General features: G+C 56.5%; 14 protein-coding genes. 11 read left to right on the forward strand and 3 right to left on the reverse strand.

The genetic code is table 11. The features are described 5' to 3' along the window. Nucleotides 1-12: 12 nt before the first annotated feature. A complete protein-coding gene (locus AAEZ06_RS21045; protein WP_149413978.1) occupies nucleotides 13-1,212 on the forward strand; it encodes an HlyD family secretion protein in 1,200 nt (399 codons plus the stop codon). Then, nucleotides 1,212-2,741 carry a DHA2 family efflux MFS transporter permease subunit gene (locus AAEZ06_RS21050; RefSeq protein ID WP_149413977.1) on the forward strand — a complete coding sequence of 510 codons (1,530 nt, stop codon included), beginning with the start codon at nucleotides 1,212-1,214 and terminating at the stop codon, nucleotides 2,739-2,741. Before AAEZ06_RS21045 ends, AAEZ06_RS21050 begins: the two co-directional genes overlap by 1 nt. A 72-nt stretch (nucleotides 2,742-2,813) precedes the next feature. On the opposite strand, the gene lpxH is transcribed toward AAEZ06_RS21050, so the two are convergent. Both lpxH and AAEZ06_RS21060 read right to left on the reverse strand, forming a co-directional pair. After that, complete coding sequence (gene lpxH, locus AAEZ06_RS21055; protein WP_350616034.1) at nucleotides 2,814-3,563, reverse strand: UDP-2,3-diacylglucosamine diphosphatase; 750 nt, start codon at nucleotides 3,561-3,563, stop codon at nucleotides 2,814-2,816. Then, complete coding sequence (locus AAEZ06_RS21060) at nucleotides 3,560-4,066, reverse strand: peptidylprolyl isomerase (protein ID WP_149413975.1); 507 nt, start codon at nucleotides 4,064-4,066, stop codon at nucleotides 3,560-3,562. The genes lpxH and AAEZ06_RS21060 overlap by 4 nt, the downstream gene beginning before the upstream one ends. A gap of 247 nt (nucleotides 4,067-4,313) precedes the next feature. Between AAEZ06_RS21060 and AAEZ06_RS21065 the strand changes: the two genes are divergently transcribed. The 4 genes from AAEZ06_RS21065 to AAEZ06_RS21080 all read left to right on the forward strand — a co-directional run bounded on the left by AAEZ06_RS21065 (nucleotide 4,314) and on the right by AAEZ06_RS21080 (nucleotide 9,589). Beyond that, nucleotides 4,314-6,011, forward strand: a complete 1,698-nt coding sequence (locus AAEZ06_RS21065) for a glutamine--tRNA ligase/YqeY domain fusion protein (protein ID WP_149413974.1) — start codon at nucleotides 4,314-4,316, stop codon at nucleotides 6,009-6,011. Between the two features lie 43 nt (nucleotides 6,012-6,054). After that, a complete protein-coding gene (cysS, locus tag AAEZ06_RS21070) occupies nucleotides 6,055-7,437 on the forward strand; it encodes a cysteine--tRNA ligase (RefSeq protein ID WP_350616037.1) in 1,383 nt (460 codons plus the stop codon). Nucleotides 7,438-7,891: 454 nt separating this feature from the next. Further along, nucleotides 7,892-8,701: a glycosyltransferase gene (locus AAEZ06_RS21075; RefSeq protein WP_149413972.1), complete on the forward strand. Its 810-nt coding sequence runs from the start codon at nucleotides 7,892-7,894 to the stop codon at nucleotides 8,699-8,701. 84 nt (nucleotides 8,702-8,785) lie between these two features. Further along, complete coding sequence (locus tag AAEZ06_RS21080) at nucleotides 8,786-9,589, forward strand: 2OG-Fe(II) oxygenase (protein WP_350616039.1); 804 nt, start codon at nucleotides 8,786-8,788, stop codon at nucleotides 9,587-9,589. Nucleotides 9,590-10,142: 553 nt separating this feature from the next. Here the strand turns inward: AAEZ06_RS21080 and AAEZ06_RS21085 are convergent. After that, entirely contained in the window at nucleotides 10,143-11,969 is a 1,827-nt protein-coding gene (locus AAEZ06_RS21085) for a sigma-54-dependent Fis family transcriptional regulator (protein WP_350616041.1), read from the reverse strand. A gap of 289 nt (nucleotides 11,970-12,258) precedes the next feature. Between AAEZ06_RS21085 and AAEZ06_RS21090 the strand changes: the two genes are divergently transcribed. The 5 genes from AAEZ06_RS21090 to AAEZ06_RS21110 are packed head-to-tail and all read left to right on the forward strand — an operon-like array spanning nucleotide 12,259 to nucleotide 16,407. Next, a complete protein-coding gene (locus tag AAEZ06_RS21090; protein ID WP_350616043.1) occupies nucleotides 12,259-13,353 on the forward strand; it encodes an ABC transporter ATP-binding protein in 1,095 nt (364 codons plus the stop codon). Then, nucleotides 13,353-14,450, forward strand: a complete 1,098-nt coding sequence (locus AAEZ06_RS21095) for an ABC transporter ATP-binding protein (protein ID WP_149414130.1) — start codon at nucleotides 13,353-13,355, stop codon at nucleotides 14,448-14,450. Before AAEZ06_RS21090 ends, AAEZ06_RS21095 begins: the two co-directional genes overlap by 1 nt. Further along, complete coding sequence (locus AAEZ06_RS21100) at nucleotides 14,447-15,313, forward strand: carbohydrate ABC transporter permease (RefSeq protein ID WP_149414131.1); 867 nt, start codon at nucleotides 14,447-14,449, stop codon at nucleotides 15,311-15,313. Before AAEZ06_RS21095 ends, AAEZ06_RS21100 begins: the two co-directional genes overlap by 4 nt. A 10-nt stretch (nucleotides 15,314-15,323) precedes the next feature. Next, nucleotides 15,324-16,124: a carbohydrate ABC transporter permease gene (locus tag AAEZ06_RS21105; RefSeq protein WP_124387065.1), complete on the forward strand. Its 801-nt coding sequence runs from the start codon at nucleotides 15,324-15,326 to the stop codon at nucleotides 16,122-16,124. A 10-nt stretch (nucleotides 16,125-16,134) separates the two neighbouring features. Beyond that, nucleotides 16,135-16,407, forward strand: coding sequence for a DUF2160 domain-containing protein (locus AAEZ06_RS21110; RefSeq protein WP_133100256.1), 273 nt, complete (start codon nucleotides 16,135-16,137; stop codon nucleotides 16,405-16,407). Nucleotides 16,408-16,420 lie beyond the last annotated feature (13 nt).

Below are 16,420 nucleotides of genomic sequence, written 5' to 3' on the forward strand. Positions count from 1 at the left end.
AAGGTACTTGTCATGGCCACTGCCCAAACAACCGACACCACAGAACAACCCAACGACAGCAACCCGCGCAAACGCAAAATCATGCTGCTGGGCCTGGCACTGATCGTCATCCTCGGCATCGTGGGCGTCTGGGGCTGGCATGAACTTTACGGGCGCTGGAGCGAAAGCACCGACGACGCCTACGTCAACGGCAACGTGGTGGAAATCACCCCGCTGGTCACTGGCACCGTGGTCAGCATCGGCGCCGACGATGGCGACCTGGTTCACGAAGGCCAGGTGCTGATCAACTTCGACCCCAACGATGCCGCCGTCGGCTTGCAAAGTGCCCAGGCCAACCTAGCGCGCACCGTGCGCCAGGTGCGGGGTTTGTACAGCAATGTCGATGGCATGAAAGCCCAGGTCCTGGCGCAGAAAGCCGAAGTGCAAAAGGCCCAGGACAACTACAACCGTCGGAAAAACCTGGCCCAGGGCGGGGCGATTTCCCTCGAAGAACTGTCCCATGCCCGTGACGACCTGACCTCGGCGCAGAATGCCCTGGCCAACGTCCAGCAGCAGTTCAAGACCTCCAGTGCGCTGGTGGATGATACAGTGATTTCCTCCCATCCAGACGTGCAGGCCGCCGCTGCGCAACTGCGTCAGGCCTACCTGAGCAACGCCCGCAGCACCTTGATCGCGCCGGTCACCGGTTATGTCGCCAAGCGCACTGTGCAATTGGGCCAGCGTGTGCAGCCGGGTACCGCGCTGATGGCGGTCATCCCGCTGGACCAGCTGTGGATCGACGCCAATTTCAAGGAAACCCAACTGCGCCAAATGCGCATTGGCCAGCCTGTGGACATCGAAGCTGATATCTATGGCAGCGACGTGAAGTACAGCGGCACCATCGACAGCCTAGGCGCCGGGACCGGCAGTGCCTTCGCCTTGCTGCCGGCGCAGAACGCCACCGGCAACTGGATCAAGATCGTGCAACGGGTGCCGGTGCGGATCCATATCAATGCCGAAGAGTTGGCCAGGAATCCTTTGCGAGTCGGCTTGTCGACCCTGGTCAATGTCGATCTGCACGACCAGAGCGGCCCGGTACTGGCGCAACAACCGCCGCAAAAAGCCTCGTTCAGCACCAACGTGTACGACCGTCAGTTGGTCGAAGCCGACGCGATGATCACCCAACTGATTCATGACAACAGTGTGGCGGCTCCCAAGGCAGCGCAGCGCTAATGAGCAATAACGCCTCCTTCACGCCGCCCAGCTTGCTGATGGCCACCATCGGCCTGTCCCTGGCGACCTTCATGCAGGTGCTCGACACCACCATCGCCAACGTGGCGTTGCCGACCATTTCCGGCAACCTTGGGGTGAGTTCGGAGCAGGGCACCTGGGTCATCACCTCGTTCGCCGTCAGCAACGCTATTGCCTTGCCGTTGACCGGCTGGCTGAGCCGCCGTTTCGGTGAGGTTAAGCTGTTTTTGTGGGCCACCATCCTGTTCGTGCTGGCCTCGTTTCTCTGCGGCATCTCTACGTCGATGCCTGAGCTGATCGGTTTTCGCGTGCTGCAAGGCCTGGTGGCAGGGCCCTTGTACCCGATGACCCAGACGTTGTTGATCGCGGTCTATCCGCCGGCCAGGCGCGGCATGGCCCTGGCGTTGCTGGCGATGGTCACGGTGGTGGCGCCGATTGCAGGTCCCATCCTCGGCGGCTGGATTACCGACAGCTACAGCTGGCCGTGGATCTTCTTTATCAACGTGCCCATCGGCATCTTTGCGGTAATGGTGGTGCGCTCGCAGTTAAGGAAGCGGCCGGTGGTCACCAGTTACCAGCCGATGGACTATGTCGGGCTGTTGAGCCTGATTGTGGGGGTCGGCGCCTTGCAGATCATCCTCGACAAGGGCAACGACCTGGACTGGTTCGAGTCGAACTTCATCATCATCGGCGCAGTGATCTCGGTGGTTGCCCTGGCGGTGTTCGTGATCTGGGAAATGACCGACAAACACCCGGTGGTCAACCTGCGGCTGTTTGCTCATCGCAACTTCCGCATCGGCACTATCGTATTGGTGTTTGGCTACGCGGGGTTCTTTGGGATCAACCTGATCCTGCCGCAATGGTTGCAGACCCAGATGGGCTACACCGCTACCTGGGCAGGCCTGGCCGTGGCACCGATCGGTATTTTGCCGGTGTTGATGTCGCCGTTTGTCGGCAAGTACGCCCACAAGTTCGACCTGCGGCTGTTGGCCGGGCTGGCATTCCTGGCGATTGGCCTGAGCTGCTTTATGCGTGCCGGCTTCACCAATGAAGTGGACTTCCAGCACATCGCTCTGGTGCAGCTGTTCATGGGCATCGGTGTGGCGCTGTTCTTTATGCCGACCTTGAGCATTCTGATGTCCGACCTGCCGCCGCACCAGATCGCCGATGGCGCGGGCCTGGCGACCTTCCTGCGGACCCTGGGCGGCAGCTTTGCGGCGTCGCTGACTACCTGGATCTGGATTCGCCGGGCGGACCAGCATCATGCCTACATGAGCGAGAGCATGAGTACCTACGACTCTGCGACACGAGATGCCCTGAATACCTTGGGCGGTGCCAGTCACCAAGCGTATGCGCAGTTGGATCAGATACTGACCAGCCAGGCGTACATGATGTCCACCGTGGATTACTTCACGTTGATGGGGTGGATGTTCATGGGATTGATTCTGCTGGTGTGGTTAGCCAAACCGCCGTTTACCGCGAAGGCGGGGCCGGCGGCGAGCGGACACTAGGTTCGGTGTTTTAACACTGTGGCGAGCGGGCTTGCCCGCTCGCCACAACAAGCCCGCTCATCACAGGGATATTCAGCTTCCAGGCAACGCCAACTGCGGATTCACAAAATCAAACGCCGCCAACTGAAATCCTTGCTCATCCACCTGCAACGCCCAACCCTGCTTGTCCCAATCCCCCAGCACAATGCGCTTGGCCGCTTGATCGCCAATCTGCAACTTGTGAATGGCCGGGCGATGGGTATGCCCATGCACCAGCGTGTGCACGCCAAACGCCTGCATCACCCGCGGCACTTCCTCGGGCGTCACATCGACAATATCGTTGGCTTTCATCCGCGTATGGGCACGACTTTCACTGCGCAGCTTGCGCGCCAGTTTGTGCCGGGCGCCCAAGGGCAGGTGACGCAGGATAAACAGGGTAATGGGGTTGCGCAGGATGCGCCGCAGCTTCATATAGCCGACGTCGCGGGTGCAGAGGCTGTCGCCGTGCATCAATAGCACTGGCTCGCCATAAAACTGCACGACAGAGGGGTCCTTGAGTAAGGTGGCGCCTGCAGCTTTGCAGAACACCTTGCCCAGCAGGAAATCACGGTTGCCGTGCATCAGAAAAATCGGGGTGCCGCTGTCGCTCAGCTCACGCAGAGCCTCGCAAATAGAACGCTGGAAGGGCGTCATCGCATCGTCGCCAATCCAGGCTTCGAAGAAGTCTCCCAGAATGTACAACGCGTGCGCGGAGCGAGCGCGACCTTTCAGTAAATCCAGAAACGCCCGGGTAATGTCCGGGCGCTCCTCTTCCAGATGCAAATCTGAAATCAGCAGTATCACGCTTCGATGATCTCGGCTTTCTCGACGATCACGTCTTCTGCGGGTACGTCCTGGTGGCCGGATTTCATGGTGGTGGAAACACCCTTGATCTTGTCCACGACGTCGGTGCCTTCAACTACTTTGGCAAATACCGCGTAGCCCCAGCCCTGAGTAGTCTTGGCGCTGTGGTTGAGGAAGCTGTTGTCTGCCACGTTGATGAAGAACTGAGCGGAGGCCGAATGCGGCTCCATGGTACGAGCCATGGCGACAGAGTACTTCACGTTGGGCAGACCGTTGTCCGCTTCGTTCTGGATGCTTGGGCGCTTGTCTTTCTTTTCTTTCATGCCCGGCTCGAAACCGCCGCCCTGGACCATGAAGTTGCCGATGACACGGTGGAAAACCGTGTTTTCGTAGTGGCCTGCTTTAACGTATTCGATGAAGTTGGCAACGGTAATCGGTGCTTTCTCAGCGTTCAGTTCCAGAACGATGTCGCCATGGTTGGTGGTCAGTTTGACTTGAGTCATGTTCGCTACTCTTTCAAGGAATTCGTGGGTTCGGGCGTTTTTGGCGCCGCTACCTGTTTGGCCAAACGACGGCCAAGGTGCGCAGTTTAGCGTGACCTGCAGGAATTTCGAGGTGGTTTTTTACCGCCCATGCAATAAATGAAGCAGTTTTTGGCCGCGCTCTGTCAGGTGATTGACAGCATCGGCTATGATAAGCCCTTTGTTTTAGGCCTACCCCGGCCACGTACTTCGTCTGTTCAAGGATCCTATGAGCAAGCCCACTGTCGACCCTACCTCGAATTCCAAGGCCGGACCTGCCGTCCCGGTCAATTTCCTGCGCCCGATCATCCAGGCGGACCTGGATTCGGGCAAGCACACGCAGATCGTCACCCGCTTCCCGCCAGAGCCCAACGGCTACCTGCACATCGGTCACGCCAAGGCGATCTGTGTCAACTTCGGCCTGGCCCAGGAGTTCGGTGGCGTCACGCACCTGCGTTTCGACGACACCAACCCGGCCAAGGAAGACCAGGAATACATCGACGCCATTGAAAGCGACATCAAGTGGCTGGGCTTTGAATGGTCCGGTGAAGTGCGCTATGCCTCGCAGTATTTCGACCAGTTGTACGCCTGGGCTGTCGAGCTGATCAAGGCCGGCAAGGCCTACGTTGACGACCTGAGCCCGGAGCAAGCCAAGGAATACCGTGGCAGCCTGACCGAGCCTGGCAAGAACAGCCCGTTCCGCGACCGTTCGGTTGAAGAAAACCTGGACTGGTTCGCCCGCATGAAAGCCGGCGAGTTCAAGGACGGCGATCGTGTACTGCGAGCCAAGATCGACATGGCCTCGCCGAACATGAACCTGCGCGACCCGATCATGTACCGCATCCGTCACGCTCACCACCACCAGACCGGTGACAAGTGGTGCATCTACCCCAACTACGATTTCACCCACGGTCAGTCGGACGCTATCGAAGGCATCACCCACTCCATCTGCACCCTGGAGTTCGAAAGCCACCGTCCGCTGTACGAATGGTTCCTCGACAGCCTGCCCGTACCGGCGCATCCGCGTCAGTACGAGTTCAGCCGCTTGAACCTGAACTACACCATCACCAGCAAGCGCAAGCTCAAGCAACTGGTCGATGAAAAGCACGTCTTCGGTTGGGACGACCCGCGCATGTCCACGCTGTCGGGTTTCCGCCGCCGTGGCTACACGCCAAAATCGATCCGCAACTTCTGCGACATGGTTGGCACCAACCGTTCCGACGGCGTGGTGGACTTCGGCATGCTGGAATTCAGCATCCGTGACGACCTCGACCACAGCGCACCACGCGCCATGTGCGTGCTGCATCCGCTGAAAGTTGTGATTACCAACTACCCGGAAGGCCAAGTCGAGAACCTCGAACTGCCGTGCCACCCGAAAGAAGACATGGGCGTGCGGGTATTGCCGTTTGCCCGTGAAATCTACATCGACCGTGCAGACTTCATGGAAGAGCCGCCAAAAGGCTACAAGCGCCTGGAGCCCAACGGCGAAGTGCGCCTGCGCGGCAGCTACGTGATCCGTGCCGACGAAGCGATCAAGGACGCCGATGGCAACATCGTCGAGCTGCGTTGCTCCTACGATCCGGACACCCTGGGCAAGAACCCTGAAGGTCGCAAGGTCAAGGGCGTGGTGCACTGGGTGCCGGCTGCGGCCAGCATCGAATGCGAAGTACGCCTGTACGATCGTCTGTTCCGTTCGGCCAACCCTGAGAAGGCCGAAGACAGCGCCAGCTTCCTGGACAACATTAACCCTGACTCGCTGCAAGTTCTTACAGGTTGTCGTGCTGAGCCATCACTTGGTAATGCACAGCCGGAAGACCGTTTCCAGTTCGAGCGCGAAGGTTACTTCTGCGCGGATATCAAGGACTCGAAACCTGGTCAGCCGGTATTCAACCGTACCGTGACCTTGCGTGATTCGTGGGGCCAGTGATCATGCAGGCCTGACCGGCTTTGCATAGAGAGAAGGAATTGTTGTGCTAACGATCTACAACACGCTCAGCAAGAGCAAAGAAGTCTTCAAGCCTTTGGATGGCAACAAGGTGCGCATGTACGTCTGCGGCATGACCGTGTACGACTACTGCCATATCGGCCACGGCCGCAGCATGGTTGCCTTTGACCTGGTGACCCGCTGGTTGCGTTTCAGCGGTTATGACCTGACGTATGTGCGCAACATCACCGACATCGAAGACAAGATCATCAACCGCGCCCGCGAGAACGGCGAGCCGTTCGACGTGCTGACCGAGCGCATGATCACCGCGATGCACGAGGACGAGGCGCGCCTCAACATCCTCAAACCGGACATGGAACCCCGCGCCACGGATCATATCCCTGGCATGCTGACCATGATCCAGACCCTGATCGACAAGGGTTACGCCTACGCCCCGGGCAATGGCGACGTGTACTACCGCGTCGCCAAGTTCATGGGTTACGGCAAGCTGTCGCGCAAGAAAATTGAAGACCTGCGTATCGGTGCGCGGATCGAAGTCGACGAAGCCAAACAGGACCCACTGGACTTCGTCTTGTGGAAAGGCGTCAAGCCCGGCGAGCCGAGCTGGGAGTCACCATGGGGCGCCGGGCGTCCGGGCTGGCACATCGAATGCTCGGTGATGTCCACCTGCTGCCTGGGCGAGACCTTCGACATTCATGGCGGTGGCAGCGACCTGGAGTTCCCGCACCACGAAAACGAAATAGCCCAAAGCGAAGCGGCCACCGGCAAGACCTACGCCAACGCGTGGATGCATTGCGGCATGATTCGCATCAATGGCGAGAAGATGTCCAAATCCTTGAACAACTTCTTCACCATCCGCGATGTGCTGGAAAAGTACCACCCGGAAGTTGTGCGTTACCTGCTGGTGTCGAGCCACTATCGCAGCGCCATCAACTACTCGGAAGACAACCTCAAGGACGCCAAGGGCGCCCTGGAACGTTTCTACCACGCGTTGAAAGGCCTACCGACCGTTGCTCCTGCTGGCGGCGAAGCGTTCGTTGAGCGTTTCACCCAAGTGATGAACGACGACTTCGGCACGCCGGAAGCCTGCGCGGTGCTGTTCGAGATGGTGCGTGAGATCAACCGGCTGCGCGAGAGCGATATTGATGCAGCGGCCGGTTTGGCGGCGCGCTTGAAAGAATTGGCCAGTGTGCTGGGCGTCCTGCAAATGGAAGCCGATGACTTCCTGCAAGCCGGCGCTGAAGGACGCGTTGATGCCGCTGAAGTGGATGCGCTGATTCAGGCGCGTTTGACTGCCCGGGCTAACAAGGACTGGGCTGAGTCTGACCGAGTTCGTGACCAACTGACTGCGATGGGTGTGGTGTTGGAAGACGGGAAGGGTGGGACGACTTGGCGGTTGGCTGATTAGGGTTGATTGCCCGCTGAATGAAAACGCCCCGACTGGTTCGGGGCGTTTTTGTGTGAGTTTTGGGGGACTTGCCTGTGGCTTTTCTTGTCGCAACCTAGATGTTGGGCTCAATTAGAATGAGGCGCTCCCAGCGCGCGCCGAGTCGTTTTTGCTCCTGGATGGCTTATGTACGCTCAGCTCACTCATTCCCAAGAAGCTCGCCTAGCCAGCCTTCTGATGTAACAAACTAATTCACGGATATTTACCTACAGAGTAGATCCTTATACGATGACGGCTGACTCTACTGCTCTCCATCGGGTCGGAACACGCTATGGTTGTTCAGTGTATGGCAAGGCGACTTAATAAGTGGTGTTTTGTAGTTTCACAAAATATCGCGCAGGCATATAAGCAGCACAGCTGCATGCGGGTCCGATCATTTCTATACTTACCTATAATACTATTGAGTGTCTGAACGATGAGCAGTACTGATTTACTAGTCGACGACTCTAAACTATTCAGTATAGTTATAGTAAACTACAAGACGCCAGAAATTACCAAAATATGCTTGGACTTATTGCGCAAGCATGTGGGTGGTAGCAACGTCCCAATATGGGTGGTTGATAACTACTCTGCCGATGAGAGTACCGAGTATTTGCGGACACTTGACTGGATCAACTTAATCGAGCGTACTGCTCCTGAACCAGAACCGGGCCATATTGCGCATGGCAAAGCACTTGACATGGTTTTGGAGCGAATTGAAACTGATTATTTATTCCTGATGCACACCGATACGTTTGTTTTCGATAAAAACGTTTTCTCGATGATGCTAAATAAATGTATTAAAAACCCCAAAGTCGTAGCCGTCGGCTGTGTAGAACAATTAAATCGTGGCGCCGCGAGAACCCTTTGGCGCTTTAGCTCGCGACTCTTCAAACACCATTTCAGACACCTGAAAGTTTCCCTGGGATTACGTTCCAGAGAACCAAAGCCGTACAAGGAAGTCTACTTGAAGAGCTTTTGTACGTTGTGGAACTGCAAACTTGTCAAGCAGCACGGCATGCATTTTTCGATGGATGATCGTGTGCCTGGCTATACCCTCCAAGACCGCATGACCGAGCTTGGCTATGTCATTGAAATGTTATCGCCACGTAAAATTTTCAGCTACCTAGATCACATTCAGGCCGGTACTGTTGCAGCAGCTGGTGGCTATGGAGAGACTCATAGACGAACCAATATGTACAACAATATCCTTAAGCGTATGAACAAGAAAGACAGCAATAGTTAAGCTTCGAAGCCGCACGGCGAGTAGTGTGTGCGACACTGTTTGAGTGTCATCCACAGGTCTTTATATTAAGTTATTGGAGCGGTAATGGCACCCATCACTCAAGCACTACCCATCACCCTCTCCCCAGAGCTTGATTTCGATCAAAACGCCGCCAGCGCTTTTGGTTATTCACTTGCCAGCCGCTATGTCCAGGCTACGCCATTTCCGCATATAGTAATCGATGATTTTTTACAGGCAGACCTGATTGCGAGTATCTGCTCGCACTTCCCAGTCGAGCCGACTAACAACGAAATGCTCTACGAGCGCGGCTATAAAGGCCAGCGTAAACGTCAAATAAGTCCCAACGAATGCGCCCCATTTTTGAAGACTCTTTTCAACGCGTTTAACTCGGCCCCCATGTTGCAGTTTCTTGAAAAACTCACGGGCATCGAAGGTTTGATCCCCGATCCCTATTTTACCGGTGGCGGGCTGCATGAAACAAAAAGTGGTGGTTTCCTAGGGGTGCACTCAGACTTCAGGCTCAACAAGAAACTTAATGTTGAACGCAGGCTGAATGTCATAATTTACCTGAATGAGGACTGGCAAGAGGAATACGGCGGCAATTTGGAACTTTGGGATGTCGACATGAAGAGGTGTCTTGAAAAAGTCCTGCCAATTTATAACCGCTGCGTCATTTTTAACACAGACAAAGATAGCAATCATGGGCACCCAGAGCCATTGACAACTCCGGAGCACATCACGCGCAGGTCTATTGCACTTTATTACTATACTGCACAAACCATGGCGGTCGATCCCGCACAAAGAAACAAAACCCATTACAAACCAAGGCCAAAAGATCGATTAAGTCTCAAATATTATATTAGCAAGCTAGTCAAGAGAAAGAACTAAGCTATATCGCTAAGGAAGGTCTGAAGTGTGGGTAGGGGCAAATATAGTTGTCCCGTTTAGGGGCTGGCTACTATAAAGAGGCAACCCAGTGTGTACAAAAATCATGTTGCTCCTGGATGTTGTTGGTTATGTTATTTTCATCATGATCAAAAATATAGACCAGTTCCCCGTCCGACTGGCCCATTTTGAGTTCATATGCAACAAGCCCATTTGATATGTACGATGACATTCCAGAAGTATGCATGTTGACTTTAGCTCCCTTGCATAAAAATTTTGTGTCTTTAAAGTCTGCTCTTAGTAGGCCAAGGCAGTCATACAGATCGCTGGCTGTATAAGTTTTCTTGAGTCCGTTATCTAGTAATAGGGTTAAAGCTGGTTTCCCATCCTCGTATTCTATTGTCAAACTTTCACGAGTATTGTTTTTGATGGTGATGATTTCTACGGATTCTCATGGATATTCTCTACTTGTAAGAGAAAGAAGTCGGACTTATTCGTCAGTACTGATAGGACGTTTCGTCAAGTCATCGACTACATCTGCGCTTCAGCGTAGGAGTCAGCTGTCACCCTGGCGCAGACGCTTGTACAAGGTGTTGCGGCTCACGCCCAACTCACGGGCAAGATGGGAAATGTTGCCACCCAACGCTTTTAGCTGTTGGTTGAGGTCCAGGTTGTCATCCAGAACTTCATTGGCGGGGAGCGGTGCCGCTACGTTGAGATCCACAAAGAAATCATCCGGCAAGTGTTCCGGCCGGATTGGCTGATCTTCAGCCATGGCCAGCGCCACCTGCATCACGCTGCTGACCTGGCGCAAATTGCCCGGCCACGGATGTTGATCGAACAGCGCCAGTACTTCGGCGCTCAGCCCAGCCCATTGGGTCGGTTCACGGTGTTGTTGCCACAATTGCTTGAACAGCGCCTGCTTGTCACTGCGCTCGCGCAAGGGCGGCAGTTCCAGGGTCAGGCCGCCGATGCGGTAATAGAGGTCTTCGCGAAAGCGGCCGATCTGTACCTGTGCGCGCAACGAGCGGTTGGTGGCGGAGATGATCCGCAAGTCCACCGGGAACAACTCGCTGCTGCCCACTGGCTGCACGCAGCGTTCCTGCAATACCCGCAGCAGTCGAGCCTGGGTTGGTAGGGGCATGTCGCCGATCTCATCAAGAAACAGAGTGCCTTTGTCGGCCTTGCGGATCAGGCCGATGCTGCCTTTCTGATTGGCGCCGGTGAACGCGCCTTTTTCGTAGCCAAACAGCTCCGATTCCACCAGCTCGGCAGGAATCGCCGCACAGTTGACGGCGATAAATGCTTGTTGGCTGCGGGAGCTGGCCTGGTGCAGGGCTTTGACGAACACTTCTTTGCCGACGCCAGTTTCACCGTGGATCAGCAGCGGAATATCCTTTTCCAACAGCCGCTCGGCCTGGCGTACGGCCTTTTCCACACGGCTGTCGCCAAAGTGCAGGGTCTTGAGGCTGATAGGGGTGGCTACGGCGGGCGCTGGATCGCTAAACACGCGGGCCTGGATCGGCGTCTGTTTGGGCCGCTTCAACAGGCATTGGAAGCGGTTGCGCCCGGCGGCTTGCAGGGCGAAGGGCAAGCCTTCGGGTTGGTTGAGCAGTTCCAGCAGCGACACCTTGAACAGGCTGTCGATCGTCACCCGCGACAAGCTGATGCCCAGCAGGTTGTCGGCACGGCGGTTGGCCGATAGCACCTGGCCGCTTTCATTGAAAATCAGCAAGCCGGCCCACTGGCTGTCGAGGTTGCTCAGGCCGGTATTGAAGGTCAGCTGGAAATGTTCGCCGCTAAACAGGTTGAGGATCAGCCGGTTTTCCACCGTCTGGCTCATCATCTTGACCATGCCCAGGGTGTGGGACGGCGGCAGGTAACTGTCGCTGGACACGTCCAGTACCGCGATGATCTCGCGCTTGGCGTCGAAGATCGGCGCCGCCGAGCCGGTCATGAAACGATTGGCCTTGAGGAAGTGTTCATCGTGCTCGATATGTACTGCCTGGGCACAGGCCAGGGCGGTGCCGATGGCGTTGGTGCCACTGGAGCGCTCCATCCAACTGGCGCCGGCGCTGAAGCCTCGGGCCAGTTTAGGCTCGATAAAACGTTGGGTGCCCCAGGAGGTCAGCACCTGGCCCTGGTTGTCGGCGAGCATGATCAGGCAGTTGGAGTTGCTGAGGATGTTCTCGTAATAGGGCAGGACTTCCTGGTGGGTGGTCTGCACCAGGGAATGCTGGCTTTCCAGCAGTTGACTGATGCCCTCGGCGGGCAGTTGATCGAAGCTCGGCGTGCTCTGATGATCAAGGCCAAAGGCGCGGCAGCGGCGCCAGGAGTCCTGGATGATGGTGTCGTGAGTCAGCAGTGGGGCAGGTGCGGCCATTTCTGTGACCTTCTTTTTATTGTTTTTTTATGGGGCTCATCTTGTGGAGCGAGCAAGCGCGCTCCTACAAAGGCTCATTCAGTGTTGTTCAGAACTGTTCATTGTCAACCTGGAGGCTGTTCAATTGTTCAGTGCGGGATGTTCATTTCTGTTCAGCAGTGAACGCTGGGTTTGCCTTCCCTTTACCCAACGCCTTTCTTATCAAGGACCTGCGCTGGCTATTGGCTTTTGGCACGAAACTCGCTCTGACATTTCGATAGAACAATTCCAATAATAAAAAGGTCGTGTCATGTCATTGACCCTGGAACATGTCACCCGCGTCGTCGAAGGCCAGACCTGGATCGATGATGTCAATCTGCGCTTTGAAGCCGGCTCCTTCAACGTTCTGCTGGGCCGCACCCTGTCCGGCAAGACCAGTTTGATGCGTCTGATGGCCGGCCTGGACAAGCCCGTCAGCGGTCGCATCCTGATGAATGGTGTTGATGTCACCCAACAATCGGTGCGGTTGCGCAACGTGTCGATGGTCTACCAGCAGTTCATCAATTACCCGACCATGACGGTCTACGAGAACATCGCTTCGCCGTTGCGCCAGGCCGGTGTCTCGGCTGAGCAGATCCAGAGCAAGGTACTGGAAACCGCGAAGATGCTGCGCATCGAGAAATTTCTGCAACGCCATCCCTTGGAACTATCCGGTGGCCAGCAGCAGCGCACGGCCATGGCCCGAGCGCTGGTCAAGGACGCCGAGTTGATCCTGTTCGATGAGCCGCTGGTGAACCTGGACTACAAACTTCGGGAAGAACTGCGTCAGGAAATGCGCGAACTGTTCAAGGCGCGCCACACCATCGCCATTTACGCCACCACTGAACCCAACGAAGCCCTGGCCTTGGGCGGCACCACCACGATCCTCCACGAAGGCCGGGTGATCCAGAGCGGCAAGGCCGCTGAGGTGTACCACCAGCCGCGAACGGTTCTGGCTGCCGAATTGTTTTCCGAACCGCCGATCAATCTGATGCCGGGACGGATTAGTGGTAATGAAGTGAGTTTCGCCAACTTCGTGCATTTCCCGCTGAACGTCGACCTGCGGCCCATCGGTGAAGGTGAGTTCCGCTTTGGCGTGCGCCCCAGCCATATCAGCCTGGTGCCCAGCAATGATGATGACCTGGAGCTGGCGGTAACCGTGGAAGTCGCGGAAATCAGCGGCTCGGAAACGTTCCTGCATGTGCGCAGTGAACATTTTCTGCTGGTTTTGCATCTGCCTGGGGTTCACGAATACGACGTCGATGCGCCGATCCGGATCTATATCCCCACCCACAAATTGTTTGTGTTCGATGGTCAGGGACGGTTAGTCCAGGCCCCCGGTCGACGTGTCGCGAGGGTTGCCTGATGGCCGAAATCCATTTGCAGAACCTGGCTCATAGCTACAGTCCTACGCCAACAGGCCCTGAGGACTACGCCATTCGCGAAATGAACCACGTCTGGGAGCAGGGTGGCGCCTACGCGTTGCTTGGCCCCTCAGGCTGCGGCAAGTCCACCTTGCTCAATATCATCTCCGGCCTGCTCAGCCCGTCGGAAGGCCAAGTGATGTTCGACGGCAAGGTGGTCAACGAGCTGACCCCGGAAAAGCGCAACATCGCCCAGGTGTTCCAGTTTCCGGTGGTGTACGACACCATGACGGTGTTCGACAACCTGGCCTTTCCCTTGCGCAACCAGGGCATGGCACCCGCGAAAATTCACAGCAAGGTGCAGGAAATTGCCGAGGTCCTCGACCTGCAGGCCCTGTTGAGCAAGAAGGCTCGCAACCTCACTGCCGATGAAAAGCAAAAGGTCTCCATGGGCCGTGGGCTGGTGCGCGATGACGTGTCAGCGATCCTGTTCGACGAGCCGTTGACGGTGATCGACCCACACCTGAAATGGAAGCTACGGCGCAAGCTCAAGCAGATCCACGAGCAGTTCAACATCACCATGGTCTACGTCACTCACGACCAACTGGAAGCCTCGACCTTTGCCGACAAGATTGCGGTGATGTACGGCGGGCAGATCGTGCAATTCGGCACGCCACGGGAGTTGTTCGAGCGGCCCAGTCATACCTTTGTCGGTTATTTCATCGGCAGCCCTGGGATGAATCTGATCGAAGTGCAGGCGGACGCCGGTGGCGTGTGCTTTGCCGGGACGCACCTGGCGTTGTCCGAGGCGCTGCAACAGCGGATCGCGCAAATGGATTACAAAAAACTGCAGGTCGGCATTCGCCCGGAGTTTATCCATGTCTGGGATGAGCCCAACCCCGATGCGTTGCAGGCTGATGTGGTCCACGTCGAAGACCTAGGCACCTACAAGATCATGACCCTGAACCTCGATGGCGCGCCGCTGAAAGTGCGCCTGGCCGAGGACAAGCCGGTGCCAGAGGGCCGGGCGTCCATCAGCTTTCCCGCGCAATGGTTGATGGTCTATGCCGACGATTACCTGCTGGAGATGCAGCCATGAATAAGGTGCAGAACAATAAGGCCTGGTGGTTGGTGCTGCCGGTGTTTCTGTTGGTGGCCTTCAGCGCAGTGATTCCGATGATGACGGTGGTCAACTATTCGGTGCAGGACATTTTCGACCAGTCCAGCCGCTACTTTGTCGGCGCTGACTGGTACAAGCAGGTGCTGCTGGACCCGCGATTGCATGACTCGTTGCTGCGCCAGTTCATTTATTCCGCCTGCGTGCTGCTGATCGAGATTCCTTTGGGGATAGCCATTGCCTTGACCATGCCCACCAAGGGCCGCTGGTCGTCCCTGGTGCTGATCGTCATGGCGATTCCGTTGCTGATCCCGTGGAACGTGGTCGGTACTATTTGGCAGATCTTCGGCCGGGCCGATATCGGTTTGTTGGGCTCGACCCTCAATGCGATGGGCATCAGCTACAACTATGCCGCCAACACCATGGACGCCTGGGTCACGGTGCTGGTGATGGACGTCTGGCACTGGACTTCACTGGTAGCACTGCTGTGCTATTCGGGGCTGCGGGCGATCCCGGATGTGTATTACCAGGCGGCGCGTATTGATCGCGCATCAGCCTGGGCGGTATTCCGACATATCCAGTTGCCAAAGATGAAGAGCGTGCTGCTGATCGCGGTGATGCTGCGCTTCATGGACAGTTTCATGATCTACACCGAGCCGTTTGTGCTGACCGGCGGGGGTCCAGGCAATGCCACCACCTTCCTGAGCCAGACCTTGACCCAGATGGCCGTAGGGCAATTCGACCTGGGCCCGGCGGCGGCATTTTCCCTGGTGTATTTCCTGATCATCCTGTTGGTGTCCTGGCTGTTCTATACCGCCATGACCCACTCCGACGCCAATCGCTGAGGCCGCCATCATGAGCAAACGCAAGCTTGTGCCGCTGCTGATCTACATCCTGTTCCTGCTAGTGCCGATCTACTGGCTGCTGAACATGTCCTTCAAGAGCAACACCGAAATCCTCGGCGGCCTGACACTGTTTCCCCAGGATTTCACCCTGGCTAACTACAAGGTGATCTTCACCGACCCCAGTTGGTACACCGGCTATCTGAACTCGCTGTATTACGTCAGCCTGAATACGGTGATTTCCCTAAGCGTGGCGTTGCCGGCAGCCTATGCGTTTTCCCGCTACCGTTTCTTGGGGGATAAGCATCTGTTTTTCTGGCTGCTGACCAACCGTATGGCGCCGCCGGCAGTGTTTCTGCTGCCATTTTTCCAGCTGTATTCGTCTATCGGCCTGTTCGACACCCATATCGCCGTGGCCCTGGCTCATTGCCTGTTCAACGTGCCGCTGGCGGTGTGGATTCTTGAAGGCTTCATGTCCGGGGTGCCCAAGGAAATCGATGAAACCGCCTACATCGATGGCTACAGTTTTCCCAAGTTTTTTGTGAAGATTTTTATCCCCTTGATTGGTTCTGGGATCGGCGTGACGGCGTTTTTTTGCTTTATGTTTTCCTGGGTCGAACTGTTGCTGGCGCGCACGCTGACGTCGGTCAACGCCAAGCCTATCGCGGCGGTGATGACCCGTACGGTCTCGGCCTCCGGCATTGACTGGGGTGTACTGGCGGCGGCGGGAGTGTTGACCATTCTGCCGGGTATGCTGGTGATCTGGTTTGTTCGTAACCATGTGGCCAAGGGCTTTGCTCTGGGCCGGGTCTGAGGAGTCGATGATGGAATGGATGGCCTGGACCACCCCGACTGCGCTGTTCTTTGCGGCCATTGCCCTGCTGCTGGCGGGCATGACCACCTGGGAGTTGCGCTCGCCGAGTATCCCCCGGCGCGGCTTTTTACCGATCAGCACCACTCGTGGTGATCGTTTGTTTATTGGTCTTCTCGGGAGCGCCTACCTGCATTTGCTGGTGATTGGCGTGACCGGCTGGAGCATCTGGGTGGCGTCCGCGCTGTCCCTGGTGTGGCTGTTGGCTGTGATGCGCTGGGGCTAGTTGCCAGGTCTTG

The sequence above is a fragment of the Pseudomonas sp. HY7a-MNA-CIBAN-0227 genome, from assembly GCF_040310325.1.
Classification (GTDB): domain Bacteria; phylum Pseudomonadota; class Gammaproteobacteria; order Pseudomonadales; family Pseudomonadaceae; genus Aquipseudomonas.